Source organism: Erysipelothrix anatis, from assembly GCF_009828745.1.
In the GTDB taxonomy this organism is placed as follows: Bacteria; Bacillota_I; Bacilli_A; order Erysipelotrichales; family Erysipelotrichaceae; genus Erysipelothrix; species Erysipelothrix anatis.
Genome location: NZ_WTSX01000002.1, coordinates 112836 through 127209 on the forward strand (window position 1 = coordinate 112836; position 14374 = coordinate 127209).

Sequence of the window (14374 nt, forward strand, 5' to 3'; positions counted from 1 at the left end):
GGTGCTCATAAATCAGAGTACTTAGTTCACTTTAATGCCATATTTTTGAGCAAAATCGTTTGCTTGTTTTTCGAGTGCTGTTTTTACATCTGCACCGTTATACTGAATGTCATAACTTGCTTGTTGAATATAGTTTGCAAGGTCTGTTGAATATGGATAAACATATCCATTCACACTTGTTTTACTAATTTCATTGAGTTCTTCGAGAATGCTTTGGTTACCGTAGTATTCGAATTGTTTCTTAGCAGCTTCTGTTTCATATGCTTCCATGTTTGCAGGAAGTCCCATGAATCCCATGTATGCTTGTAATGCATCAAGGTCTGTGAGTGCAAATGTAATGAATTGGTACGCAGCCGTTGCATTTTCAGAATTTTTTGTAACATAGTAGCTTGATCCACCACTCATTGGAGCAACGTCTTTACCTTCAATCATTTGTGGTAATTTTGCGACACGCCAGTTTCCTGAATCATCTGGGAAATCTTTTGATTGCATTGACGCTAACCAACCACCTTGTAAGATAACACCTGTTTCTTGTCCAATTTTAATATAGTCATTTGATGGTCCATAAGCTGCAAGATCTGCTTCTTGAATTTGGTTTACTACATCGTATGCTTTAATTACAGCATCATTAAGCAAGTTCAAGTTTCCTGCTTCATCAAACATAGATACTTCTTGTTGTTCTGTCAGATAGTTGATCATATCGACTTCACCAGTATCACGCATGTACATTAATTTTTTACCTGTAGCTGCATTAAGTTTTTTACCTGCTTCAATGAATTGGTCCCATGTTTTAACTTCTTCCATGTTGACACCAGCTTCTTTGAATGCTGCATCGTTATAGAACATTGCTGCATTACCCCAGTCATTAGGGAATCCAAATGTTTGTTTACTTGGTGCGATATTTTTAAGCATGTTCATTTTTGCTGGGTAGAATTTGCTTCCGTGTTCACCAACAAATCCGAATGCTTCAGCAGAGTAGAAACGGTCTTCGAATTTTTCAAAGATAGAACCTGCTACTGAATCTTGCATGAATACTAATTCTGGCATTTTTTCATCTGATACAAGCATTGGTGTAATTTTTTGTACCATTGGAATTGCTGGAGCAACATCAACTAAATCTAATTTTAGATTCGCTGAATATTTTTGATTATATAATTCCATTGACTTTGTAAGATAGTCAGAGTTTTTTCCTTTTGGCGCATAAATTTGAATCGTTCCTTCAAGAACGCGTTCCGCTTTGGCCATATCTGCTTCAGTTTGAGCACCACCGCTAGCTTTTGATCCACAAGCAGTAAGCACTAATAAACTCAATAATAATACTAGTATTTTCTTCATACTATTTCCTCCTGGGATACACCTATTTGTAATGACTCGAGTTGAGCCGCTACTGACTTTTAGTAATGTATGCACTTACATAATACGGCTTAATATCTTATCGAGCCATAATAATCTTGTGCTTGCTTTATGCTTTCTTGCTATAGACAAAATAACTTATAATTGTACATGTAAGGGGTACCAAGAACATGATAACTTATAGCAAGATAATATATAAGAGAATTATTTAAAATAATCGAAATGTGCAACCACTTACACATCATCGATTGTTTTATTGTTATTTTTCTTTGGGAATTATTTCAAATATAGTCGAAATAAAAGGAAAGTGTGCTTAATCACTCTCCTTTTCAATGTCATAGTGTTACCTGTTTAATCCCATCCTTTTGCTGCCGTTGTCTGTTTTCTTCGCAACATCATAAAGTAAAGGATGACTGAAACAATTAGAAATACCGTCATTCCCAGACTCAAATCTGAAACAATCGAATTTGATAAATCACGAACGCTTGCAATATTATCCCCAGAACTGTATGCAATATCAAAAAATAGGTACCCCACAAAAAAATCATAAATTTGAAGATAAAGCATCACACCCAGATAAACCAATACAATCCAAATCAGTAACGCATGTTTAACGATCATTTGCCACAGTTTTTTCATTGAATCCTCCACAATTGCTCATCTCTTCAAACTTTACCATGTTTATGCAAAATGACGTCAATTTATGATTAACTCGCATTCTTTAGCGCTTATGTTGTGACTCCTTGATTCCCAGAAAAAAAACACACTGTTTAGCGTGTCTTTTGATCGAGGCCAATATTTGCATAAAGACCACTTTCGTTTTTATAGAAATCTAATGGATCGTTTGAAACGGGTACTCCAGCATCAATAGCAGGTGATGTCATCAAGACCTTGAAACCGTTCAGAGCTGACCAGTCCGTTACATCACGCGTTTCCATTTCCTTATTAAGAATCGTTCCTGGAAAATCTGTATTTACAAACTGTGGATCATCATACAAAGGGTGTGCATCTGGTATCGTTTCATAATCAGGTATATTATTACCAACATAGAGATTATGACGATACTGCCATTTATCTTTCTTTGTATAAGTACCAGTACCATGATTTACGAAAATGTTATTAAATATTTCTGCATGGTTATTACCACCTTGAGCAACCATATGATTCGTATTCATCGTCTCATCCAGATAGAAGACATTATTATGAACTTGAATGTTTTGAGCGGTGTCACCAACACCAATTGTAAAGGTTTGATATAAGTCGTTATAACTTAGGTTATAACGGAAGATACAGTCGACAATCCCATTACCCTCATTTTCAGGACAAATAAGGAGTGTTCCCCCTTCATTTCCATAAGAGTAATTGTATTGGTAAATCGTTCCTTTGTTAGCTTGGTCAAAGTCCCACGGCATTCCATCACGAATGGATATCCCACCCGTTGCTTCGTTGTACTGGAATAACGCATTATCACTATTCCAAACCCACATTCCTGCATTAAAGCCTTCAGATGTTGTATTGTAACCGTCAATAAAGTTATATTCGATGATTGCAGATTCTGTCATATGAGGCGCAATCCCATCACCACCAATATTAAATAACTTGTTACGGGCAATATAAGCATTCAGGATAGGTGTCCACGGTGTCTTTGTTTTATCGCCATACAAGAAGTCAGCATGGCGTAATAAATCACGACTCTTCCAATCAGTCCAAAAGATAATCCCTGAACGGTCAATGTTTCTTAATTCGTTGTTTTCAATTCGGATTCCATCAAATGTGCTCCGTTGATTGACTGAATGTTCCGCTGGAATCCCCTCCAAAATATTAGGAATTAATACACTGAACTGTATTCCTGCACTTCCATCAGCATCTTTTTTATCTTCACCTTGAATATCGTGAATATACAAATCATGGATGTAGAAATCATGAAGCTTGGTTATCGTATCGAGGTTGGTAACCTGATTAGTGTCATTTCCGTAGTTAACGTTTTGAATATCTATGCCTCGACGCGGACCCCGTTCAACACCTTCTGGATTTTTATTTGTTATTTCTAAATGTGATATTTCCCAGTATTCTTGATTGACGAGTAAAATTACAGACGTGACACCCATGCCGTGTATTGCTGGCCGTGCCCCTGTACCATATGAACCTATTTTAATGCGCTTATCGACGGTTCCAGAACCGTTTGGATGCAATTGCCCGAACCATTCACAATCCGTTTTAAATAGAATTGAATCTCCCGGTTGAAATATTATCGTATTAACGTTCTTGAGCGACTGCCATGCTTCGTGAGAACTGGTTCCGCTATTTGTATCATGACCTAATTGTGCATCTACATAATAAATTTGTGCCATACTATCGTGTCTATAGAATATACTAATGTGCATTCTACCTTTCTATCTTATAGATTACGAAAAATTATACCGTATTGCTATGAAAACATTGAGAATTTCATGTGTTATCTTGCTTTTTGGACACTATCGCAACTATGTGCGTTTCTTAAGTTTTTTCAAAGAAAAACTCTCGGTATTTAATACCCAGAGTTATTGTTTCTTGATAAATTTTCGGTATAGTATCGTAACTAACAACACAACACACAATACAAGTGTTATTGAGAAGAGCTGAACTAGTAGAAAATCATTTATAAATCGAATAATAAAGATGTCGGAATTAATAGCAAACAATGGCATTGGTTCCATACTACTAAACACGGCAACATATATTCCTATCCCACCCAGAATAAAGATATCGATGTATTTTTTTCGATACATCCATATTGCGAGTGGTATCGCACTTAAGGCACCAATCATCGCAATTACTTGAAAGAATAATGGCATATGTCCTCCTTACCGGATCATTACTATTCCATAACTCCTAAAATTTCTAAGATTCTGTTTAAGTCATCATCATCTGAGAAATGAATTGTTACTTTTTTATTATCTACATTGATACGTGTCTGAAGTTTCTTTTCAAACAGTGACTTCACATAGCTGTACTCAGGATGCTCCGAAGTTTTCTTTTCGCTCGGTTCATCGGTTTGTCCTTGTTTGTTGACAAGTGCCTCAGCCTCACGAACTGATAATTTCCGATCATAGATTTCTTGAGCGATACGAATGATTTCTTTATCGTCTTCTAGTGTTACAAGCGGACGAACATGACCCATCGTTAATTTATTCTCACTTACCATCTCTTGGACCGCTTTTGGCAAGCGTAAAAGTCTGAGCAAATTGGTAATATGACTGCGTGATTTGCTGACACGTGATGCGACTTCTTCTTGAGTTAACCCAAGACGTTCAATTAGGGATTGATATCCCATAGCTTCTTCAATGACATTTAAATCTTCACGTTGAACGTTCTCAATAATCGCAATTTCCATCATTTGTGAATCATCAAATTCAACAACGATAGCTGCAATTTCTTTGAGACCTGCAAGTTTTGACGCACGTAAACGGCGTTCTCCTGCAACAAGCTCATATCCTTTTTTAGTTTCTCGAACTAAAATTGGCGTAAATAAACCGTGTGTTTTAATTGATTCGGCCAACTCTGCGATTTTCTGTTCATCAAAGTGGCGGCGTGGTTGATACGGGTTTGTACGAATATCTTTAATGTTGATGACGTTTTTAACGCCTCCAAATGCATCGTTTTTTCCCTGTTGAATATCTTCTAAGACATTACTTACATCGTCTCCAAAGATGGCTCCAAGTCCACGTCCAAGGCGATTGCTATCGACCATGTATATCAACTCTCTTTCTTATTCTGCGATAAAACTTCTTTTGCTAATGAAGCATAAGCTTTTGCACCTTCGGATTTGAGGTCATATTCAAAAATCGTATTGCCTCGAGATGGTGCTTCAGATAATTTAACATTTCGCGGTATATTACTTTTGTAGACGCGTTCTTTGAAATACTTACGAACCTCTTGTTGAACTTCAACACTCAAACGTGTACGAACATCAAACATGGTAAGGAGTACGCCTTCAATTTTTAATTCTGGATTAAACAGTTTTTGTACAAGGCGAATGGTTGAAAGTAATTGTGTTAATCCTTCCAAAGCATAGTATTCACATTGTACTGGAATTATTACGGAATCTGCTGCAGTTAATGCATTTGTATTCAGTAATCCCAATGATGGTGGACAATCGATAATAATGAAATCGTATTTGTCTTTGACTGATTCTAATTTATTTTTAAGTAAACGTTCACGTCCTACTTTAAACTCAACCATCTCAAGATCAGCACCTGCTAAATCGATGGTAGCAGGAATTAAATCCATTGGTGGTGTTGTTAGCGAAATCGCTACATCTTCTACTTCTTTATCTGTAAGGATTAGGTCATAGGTGCTGTCTTTAATTGACATACGACTTGCGCCAACACCTTGCGATGCGTTTCCTTGCGGATCCAGATCAATTAGTAGAACTTTTTGACCTAAGTAAGCTAATCCTGCAGATAAGTTGATACTGGTCGTTGTTTTTCCTACGCCACCTTTTTGATTTGCTACGGCTATAATTTTCCCCATTGACTCACATCCTTTATTTCTATGGTTTTATTTTGGGAAGCGAATTGTCATGACAACTTCGTCTTCTAAGTCTTCCATTTCTGCTTTTACAGCAATTCCTGTTTTTTCAATCATCTGTACAGATTGGTTTATCGTATTGATACCAATTTTAATATGTTGGGAAATTCCACGCGTAACAGGTTTGCGTTTTTTCGGTTTATTTACCATAGTTTCTGTTTGTTTAACATTCAACTTTTTGGCAAGTATCGCCTCTAGGAATTCTTCTTGTTTTTCACGTTCAACACCCAATAGTGCACGTGCATGACGCTCCGTTATTTCTCTTTTCCCGAGTGATTCAAGAATTGGTTCAGGTAATTCCAACAAACGAATTTTATTGGCAATTGCTGATTGTGATTTTCCGACACGTGATGCAAGTTCTTTTTGCGTAATTCCTTGAAGTCTTAGTAAGTCACGGTATGATCGTGCTTCCTCAAGGACACTTAAATTTTCTCTTTGGATATTTTCAATCAGTGCTAATGTTGCACTTTTTTCATCATTGATATTGCTAATAATACTTGGTACCGTTAAAAATCCGGACATGAGCATGGCGCGATAACGTCTTTCGCCTGCAATAATCTCATAATGATCATCAACTTCACGAACAACTATTGGTTGAATTAAGCCATTCTCACGAATAGACTGAGCTAATTCCAATAAGCTTTCTTCATCAAATACAGTACGTGGTTGGTAACGATTGGGCTGTACTAGTTCAATCGGTATATCTTTGCGATCAATCATGATTCCTCCCCGACAACGGTGTCTTCTTTATTTTAGCATAAATACGTGGATATTTCTTTGGCGTGTTCTTAATTTTAACGATTTCAAGGTTATATCGCTCACCCATAATTTCATCATCAAAAAAGTGACTTTCTTTGAATGACCCACCAAGGGTTGTGATGGCCTTTTTTGATATTTCCAGTTCTTCCATCGCGCGTTGACCTTTCATTGCCAGAAAGGTTCCACCCATTTTGACGAATGGAAGGCATAACTCACTGAGAATATCGAGATATGCCACAGCCCGTGCCGTCGCATAGTCAAACGATTCTCTCAAATCAACGATTGCGTCTTCAGCTCGTTGGTTCAAAACAGTAACATTTTTGAGACCACACTCTGCAACAACACGATTTAGAAAATTTGTACGCTTTGTTGTTGGCTCAATACATGTCACATGAACATCCGGTCTTGCAATAGCAATGACAATTCCTGGAAATCCAGCGCCACTACCGATGTCCGCTAAGGTAGTGTCTGCCTTAATCAATGGAGATATCAGTAATGAATCATAAAAATGCTTGTGGAAAATCCCTGCATCATCGTCAATTGCGGTAAGATTCAACACCTGATTCACTTCTTGAATGAGTGATTTATACGTTAAAAATTGTTGCTCCATCGTATCTGAAACAACAATTCCTAATGTATTTATCTGTTCTATAAATACGTTGAAATTCATGCATACTCCTTTATTAAAATTCAAATTTTAGATTGATTGCATCGCGTGCTTTTTCTGCAACTTCGACAACAGCAAGGCTGTGTTCAAGTAATGCGTCACGACGCACAAAATCTTGTGTATCATAAATATTTTTGAATACATCTACTTGATAGTAAAGACGTGGTTTATCTTGAATATTATAATCGATTTTTGCGTCTTTTGTAATCGTTTCGACACTTTTAATACTGTTTACGCCTTCAGGAATGTAGAGATAACCGTTTTCGCCTTGGATTTGTCCGAAATTTTTAGAAAAACTATCTTTTGCACCGACACATTCAACAACCATACCAGGATACGTTAGTGTTACAACGCCTGAAGTATCAATACCATTTTCATGCGTATTTGCGATGTAAGTAACATGATCAGGTTTCCCAAATAAACCCACAACAAAATGAAGGTTGTAAATGTTAATATCTGCTAGCGCTCCGCCAGAAAATTGTGGATCAAAGACATTTGTGACTTCACCATTTTTTAATTGTGTATAACGGCTTGAGTACTGGCTAAAATTACATTGAATTGCCTTAATTGGAGCAATTCGGTCGAATTGCTGACTAATATACTTAAAGTGTGGCATATGTATGTTGCAAATGGCCTCAAACAACATTAAATTTTTCGCTTTTGCCAAGGCAATCATTTCTTGTGCCCGGACCACATTTCCAGCAAAGGGCTTTTCTACAATGACATTTTTTCCAGCATGAAGTGCTTGCATCGTATAGCTATAATGCAAACTATTAGGTGATGCAATATAAATGAAATCTAACGCTGGGTCAGCTAGCATTGCATCAAGATCGTCATAAGCTTTAGGTATGTCATGTTTTTGTGCAAAAAGTGATGCACGGTCCATGGTTCTTGAATATGCGGCATCAAAACTGACACCTTCAACGATCCGTGCAGCTTGGATAAATTCTTCAACAATAACACCACTTCCGATTGTCCCTATTTTCATAACAGGTCCTCCTTTGGGGTCGATTACTTGTATTATATCATTTTTTTGGTGTATTCATGATGTTGTATCTCGAAGTCATTCTAAAAGTGATCAGTTTTCAATTTTTATACATTATTGGGTGGTAAACTGCAAAGAAAAACACCCACGAATGAGTGTTAAGCTTGTTTATTTCTTTGTTTGAGAACCATTGCTAGGATTGCGACATCGGCAGGATTAACTCCTGATATTCGTGATGCTTGTCCCATTGTGACAGGACGTACCAATCCAAGTTTTTGTTTTCCCTCAATTGATAAGTTATCAATGGCATCATAATTAATGTCTTCTGGAAGTTTTATATTTTCCATCGAACGTAGTTTTTCCGCATCCTTCATGGCTTTACGGATGTAACCTTCATACTTAATCTCTACTTGAATTTGGAATGCAAGATCTTGACGAACATCCATATTGAACAGTTCAAGCATCTCCAGTAATTCAATACCCGGACGTTTAACTGCATCATATAATGTTAAGTCATGACTTTCAAACGGAGAATCCTTTGACGCAAAGTATGCCGTAAAGTTTTCATCATGAGGTACTTTGATTGTTTTCGCTTCTTCAATAAACGCATCAATAATCGCAATATCATCTTGAATAGATTGTGCTTTATCATCATGTAATAAGCCTATGCGTTGTCCAAAATGGGATAGACGTCTATACGCATTATCGTGACGTAATAACAGACGGTATTCTGCACGAGATGTGAGCAAACGGTACGGCTCTAACGTTCCTTTTGTCACCAAATCGTCAATCATAACACCAATATAAGCTTCATCACGTTTTAAAATAAGTGGTTCTTCCCCACGTACTTTTAATGCTGCATTGATACCCGCCATTAGTCCTTGGCCCGCTGCTTCTTCGTACCCTGAAGTACCATTAATTTGGCCCGCTGTAAACAGACCATCAACTGACATTATTTCTAGAGTTGGTTTCAATTGAATTGGGTCAATTGCATCATACTCAATGGCATATCCATATTTTTGAACACGTACATTTTCCAATCCAGGAATCGTACGAAGCATAGCATCTTGTACATCTTCAGGTAATGAAGAACTGAGTCCTTGAACATATGTTGTATCAAGCGATGCTGCCTCTGGTTCCAAGAAGATTTGGTGACGTTCTTTATCAGCAAAACGTACAATCTTATCTTCAATAGATGGACAGTAACGCGCACCAACACCTTCTACAACACCTGAATACATACTTGATTTTCCTAAGTTGGCTTGGATAATTTTATGAGTTTCTTCATTTGTATAGGTTAGGTAACAAGCATATTGTTCTTGAATAACATCTTCTTTACGTGTTGTATTTGAGAAATAATACGGTTTGTCATCACCAGGTTGGATCGTTGTCTTTGTGAAGTCAATACTATCTGTATAGACTCGTGCAGGGGTTCCAGTCTTTAAACGGAATGTTTTTAGACCAAGAGCACGTATTGAGTTGGACAACTTGTTTGACGTTGGATCACCTTCAGGACCTGAGTGAGTAACACGATCTGAGACCAAAATTTTTGAGCTCATATAGGTTCCGGAAGTAATAATAACCGTCTTTGTTGCAATGAATTCATCGTTAGCACATTGAATACCAACAATTTTCCCATCCTCAACAACAAGTCCTTCCACCATTTTTTGGACAATTTCAATACCTGGTTCATTCAATACAGCATCGCGCATAGCTTTACTGTATTCGATTTTGTCAGATTGGACTCGTAAGCTTTGTACGCCTGGTCCTTTACTTGAATTTAATACACGGAATTGTAGTGCTGTTTGGTCTGCAATTTTTCCCATAACACCACCCAATGCCTCAATTTCGCGAACAACAATACCTTTTGCAGGACCTCCAATTGAGGGGTTGCAAGGCATGGCTGCGATTCGATCAATATTTAACGTAAAGAGTGCAGTTTTTTGTCCCATGCGAGCTGCAGCTACTGCTGCTTCAACACCGGCATGACCGCCTCCTACTACTATAACATCATACATATCTAAAGCCTCCGTCTTAGATTTTAACACATTATCCATAAAATCCGCTATTTTATGCTTAAACTATTGACAGCCGACACTGCTTTGTATTACTGTATTACTATAAGTGGTACAGATAGAGGTGACATTATGTTCAGTATTAATTCAAGAAGTTCCTTGCCAATCTTTGAACAGATTGTGCAACAAGTCGCTAAGTATATCGCTATTGGGATATTGAAGCCACACGATCAGCTTCCAACAGTACGGATTCTTGCTAAAGAATTAGGAATCAATCCGAATACGGTTTCGAAGGCATATCACGAATGCGAAATGGCGGGTTTAATCTATTCCGTAGCAGGAAAGGGGTCGTTTGTCAGTGAGACAACCGAAGGCCTAGACTCAGTCTTAGAAGATGCCTATTCAATCTTAGCAAGTGCATATCAACAACTTATTGAACTGGGTGAAGACCCAGAGACTGTTCAAAATTTTCTAAAGAGGGCACACTCATGATCCAATTTATTAATGTTAACAAACGCTACGAGCATCGCGAAGTCCTCGAAGACATCAACATCCGTATTGAAGATGGTACGATTTTAGGACTTATTGGTCGAAACGGTGCTGGAAAATCCACCTTTTTACGACTCATTGCTGGTGTCGTTGAAGCTGATGCAGGAATTGTTGCATTTAACCAACAACAAGTTTTCGATAATCCAAATGTCCAAAAAGAGGTTTTCTTTGTCAGCGATGACGCCTATTTTATGACTAAAGCAACCATCAAAGAGATGCGCGATTTTTATAAAGTCTTCTATAAAAATTTTGACGATGGTCGTTTCTATGAATTACTCTATCTTTTTGATTTAGATGAAGATCAATCTTTAAACTCCTTCTCGAAAGGGATGAAACGGCAAGTCTCACTCCTTCTTGGAATCGCAGCACGCACCAAAGTACTGCTTTTGGACGAAGCATTTGATGGTCTTGATCCCTTAATGCGCTTCAAAATTCGCCAAATGATTAGTGATGAAGTTGCAACAAATAAAACAATTGTGATCATCTCATCACATAACCTTCAAGAGTTATCAGATATTTGCGATTCAGTAGTTATCTTAGATAAGAATACAATTCAGATGAACTACTCTCAAGAAGAGTTCTTAAATTCCTATCATAAATACCAGATTGCATTTGCGAACGATATTGATCCTAAAGTATTCGCAAACATTGAGACACTACGCATCAGTGGTAAATCACGAATTTTTACACTTCTTGTTAAAGGAAATCGTTCAGAAATAGAAGCATTTCTTGAAACATTAAACCCTATTCTTTACGAACATGATGATACATCACTCGATGAAATATTTATGGCGGAGGTCAACATATGAAACTCTTATTCACATCACGGATAAACTTTGATCTCATCGGCTTCCACGCGAAACGACTCAAGGCATTTATGACGGTTTTCACTATTTTATTGCTAACAACTTTTCCACTACCAATCTTTATCAATTGGCTCAATAGTTCAGCAACATCGACATTGAATCCATTTCCACAATTCTTGGTTAGCCTCCTTGCGACTGTCACTGTTTTCATCAGTGCCATTTCACCATTCTTATTCTTTAACTATTTATTTTCGAGTAAATCGGTGAACATTTATCACTCGTTGCCAGTACGACGTCGTGACCTATATATTACCTATTTATTTGCATCGTTAATGATGGTTGTAATTCCATTTACGATTACATATGGTTTGGGTTATATTCTTTCTTATATCTTGAATATTATTCCAATGTCCGTTGAACATCTCTTTATATATGCCCGTTTAGTTATTATTTTCGCGGCAATAATGAGTATGACAATTTTTGTCATCATGAATACCGGAACATTGTCCGATGCAATTATCTACACTGTAATTCTATCTATTGCACCTTATATTGCATATACCGCTGTCCAATTTTTTGCCGGGCGCTTCATTCTTGGTTTTGCATCAGGGTCTGGCGAGATGCTTGCACTCTTCTCGCCTCATATCGCAACATTCCATGTTACCAATAGTTTAGGGGTTGAATACAGTCCTACGATTATCTCATCGTACTGGCTTATTCTTGGAATAATTATTAATGCTGTTTCTATCTATCTCTACCAAATTCGAAAATCTGAAAAGACAGAACAACCGTTTACGAATCGGGTCTTCTTCAGTCTCATTACATCTTTATTCACGGCATTGTTACTGGTTGGTTTGATTGCGTTCTGGGCAATTCTCACTAATGTGAACCATTTCCTATCACCATTCGTCATCATTCTCCCAATTTTACTTTGCTATGTCATTTACGTTTTATTAAATATTATCAAAAACCGATCGACACGAAATATCCGAGAAATAACACGAAACTACGGTATTGTTGTTCTTGTTACAATTGTAACCTGTGCATTTATTTTTATATCAAATGGCTATGGTTTCACAACACGCGTCCCAAATGCCGAAAATGTTGAGCGCATTAAGATTTCAGGAAGTACCGTTGCTCAATTACCTTTTGGTGAAGGTTCAACTAAAGATATCTTTATCACATCTGATGAGGGTATTACCGATTTCGTTGCATTCCACCAATCAATTGTCGATGATTTCGAAAAAGACGCATCAGTATTATCCTACAGTGATATCTTTACAGAACCAGGGCAGTCACCATATGCGTTACTCAAATTTTCCTATAACTTAGATAATGGCAGTCAAATGAACCGAGAGTTCTTTGTTCGTAAAGACAAGTTGGATCCACTCTTTTCAATGATGCATACATCAGAAACACTGATTCAAATTAATCCATTATCACGACCACGTTTTAATCCTACTGCGATGCAAATTTTTAATAACACTCTGACAGCTGAGCATGAGTTCACTGGAAACTTTACAGAACTTGGAACCATCTATACTAATGATTTAAGGAATATTGATTCAACACAAGATTACACTCAAGATGGTGGCAAACTTGAATACATTGTTATGTATCAAAAGAATGCTGAAACCTATCAATTAAACGTTGACCAACGATTCCCAGGAACGCTTGCTTATCTCAAAGCAAACACAGGTAAGAAAACTGATGTTAATCTAAACTATTTCCTTGCCAAGCCAAAGACAGATATTGTAATTCCGCGATTCTTTAATCCCGAATACGGGTTTATGAGTACCAACGCATTGTCTTTTTTGAACTATGACACCGTTACTTTATCTAATTTATCTCGAACTGAGGCAGTCACTTATGAGACGGCAGTAACTGCTGCTGATTACACTAATGAACTACATAACATCTTATATGTTGAGTCAATCGGTCAAGATACACTAATTCCATTTTCAATCGCAATTCCATTGAAATAATCGAACAAAAAAACTGTCTATTTAGACAGTTTTTATTTTATCTTCTCGATTGGATCATAATAGTTCAATGTGATGTAGTTATTTAACGCATCAAAATCAACATCGAGAATATAACCCAAGCCATTTGGCGTATCGATACGACGATAATTATCAAAAGATACAGGTTTGAGGAACATCAAGATGGTCTTAATGACTCCTGAATGACAGACGATTGTTACACTATCTTCGCCTGCTTTTTGCATTTCCCCAAGAACTGCCGTCAGTTTTCCAAACAAACGCAAACTAACTTGAGAAATGGTTTCACCATTCACATGGGGTTTGTTTTGGATATAAACTTCATTGTAAGGAATGTTGTTGATTTGATCCCAACGAACATCTTCATAATCACCAAAGTTAATCTCACGGAAGGCAAATGTTGATTCCGTAATTGGTGTTTCTTCACCATAAATAAGTTTAAATGTATCAATTGTACGTGTTAAATCAGATGTATAATAACGATCTGTTTCTGGGTAATTATACGCTTCACGGTATTCTTTGAGTTCGCGAATTCCTTTATCCGACAACATTGTGTCGCTCCAACCTGTATAAGTACCTAAATCATTTCCAACTGTAAATCCATGTCTTACTAATACAACTTTCATGCTATCACCTCTGGTTGTATTGTACCAAGATTCGCCCTTGAAAGC

Annotated in this window: 14 protein-coding genes; 3 read left to right on the top strand and 11 right to left on the bottom strand. The window is 37.2% G+C overall.

The features are described 5' to 3' along the window. Positions 1-21 precede the first annotated feature (21 nt). The 10 genes from GVV19_RS02045 to mnmG form a co-directional block, all read right to left on the bottom strand. Entirely contained in the window at positions 22-1335 is a 1314-nt protein-coding gene (locus GVV19_RS02045) for an ABC transporter substrate-binding protein (protein WP_159634950.1), read from the bottom strand. A gap of 369 nt (positions 1336-1704) precedes the next feature. Further along, positions 1705-1992 (bottom strand): hypothetical protein, encoded by a 288-nt coding sequence (locus GVV19_RS02050; protein WP_159645139.1) that lies wholly within the window; start codon positions 1990-1992, stop codon positions 1705-1707. 131 nt (positions 1993-2123) lie between these two features. Then, positions 2124-3704 (bottom strand): right-handed parallel beta-helix repeat-containing protein, encoded by a 1581-nt coding sequence (locus GVV19_RS02055; protein ID WP_159645142.1) that lies wholly within the window; start codon positions 3702-3704, stop codon positions 2124-2126. 189 nt (positions 3705-3893) lie between these two features. After that, positions 3894-4187 carry a hypothetical protein gene (locus GVV19_RS02060; RefSeq protein WP_159634941.1) on the bottom strand — a complete coding sequence of 98 codons (294 nt, stop codon included), beginning with the start codon at positions 4185-4187 and terminating at the stop codon, positions 3894-3896. A gap of 23 nt (positions 4188-4210) precedes the next feature. Then, complete coding sequence (locus GVV19_RS02065; protein WP_207948901.1) at positions 4211-5083, bottom strand: ParB/RepB/Spo0J family partition protein; 873 nt, start codon at positions 5081-5083, stop codon at positions 4211-4213. Positions 5084-5088: 5 nt separating this feature from the next. Further along, positions 5089-5865 (bottom strand): ParA family protein, encoded by a 777-nt coding sequence (locus GVV19_RS02070; RefSeq protein WP_159634938.1) that lies wholly within the window; start codon positions 5863-5865, stop codon positions 5089-5091. A gap of 27 nt (positions 5866-5892) precedes the next feature. Continuing rightward, positions 5893-6642 (bottom strand): nucleoid occlusion protein, encoded by a 750-nt coding sequence (gene noc / locus GVV19_RS02075; RefSeq protein WP_159634935.1) that lies wholly within the window; start codon positions 6640-6642, stop codon positions 5893-5895. Further along, entirely contained in the window at positions 6635-7351 is a 717-nt protein-coding gene (gene rsmG / locus GVV19_RS02080; protein ID WP_159641738.1) for a 16S rRNA (guanine(527)-N(7))-methyltransferase RsmG, read from the bottom strand. Before rsmG ends, noc begins: the two co-directional genes overlap by 8 nt. A gap of 13 nt (positions 7352-7364) precedes the next feature. Next, the gene (locus GVV19_RS02085; protein WP_159645145.1) at positions 7365-8336 is read right to left on the bottom strand and encodes a Gfo/Idh/MocA family protein; all 972 of its coding nucleotides are present in this window, start codon (positions 8334-8336) and stop codon (positions 7365-7367) included. Positions 8337-8491: 155 nt separating this feature from the next. Continuing rightward, complete coding sequence (mnmG, locus tag GVV19_RS02090) at positions 8492-10351, bottom strand: tRNA uridine-5-carboxymethylaminomethyl(34) synthesis enzyme MnmG (protein WP_159634926.1); 1860 nt, start codon at positions 10349-10351, stop codon at positions 8492-8494. 129 nt (positions 10352-10480) lie between these two features. Between mnmG and GVV19_RS02095 the strand changes: the two genes are divergently transcribed. Genes GVV19_RS02095 through GVV19_RS02105 form a run of 3 tightly spaced genes read left to right on the top strand, consistent with a single transcriptional unit; the run spans position 10481 to position 13688 of the window. Then, complete coding sequence (locus GVV19_RS02095) at positions 10481-10840, top strand: GntR family transcriptional regulator (protein ID WP_159641735.1); 360 nt, start codon at positions 10481-10483, stop codon at positions 10838-10840. Next, positions 10837-11706: an ABC transporter ATP-binding protein gene (locus GVV19_RS02100; protein ID WP_159634920.1), complete on the top strand. Its 870-nt coding sequence runs from the start codon at positions 10837-10839 to the stop codon at positions 11704-11706. The genes GVV19_RS02095 and GVV19_RS02100 overlap by 4 nt, the downstream gene beginning before the upstream one ends. Next, positions 11703-13688, top strand: coding sequence for an ABC transporter permease (locus GVV19_RS02105; RefSeq protein ID WP_159645150.1), 1986 nt, complete (start codon positions 11703-11705; stop codon positions 13686-13688). The genes GVV19_RS02100 and GVV19_RS02105 overlap by 4 nt, the downstream gene beginning before the upstream one ends. Before the next feature lie 32 nt (positions 13689-13720). Here GVV19_RS02105 and GVV19_RS02110 read toward each other — a convergent pair whose 3' ends face one another. Continuing rightward, entirely contained in the window at positions 13721-14329 is a 609-nt protein-coding gene (locus GVV19_RS02110; RefSeq protein ID WP_159645152.1) for a histidine phosphatase family protein, read from the bottom strand. Positions 14330-14374: the final 45 nt, after the last annotated feature.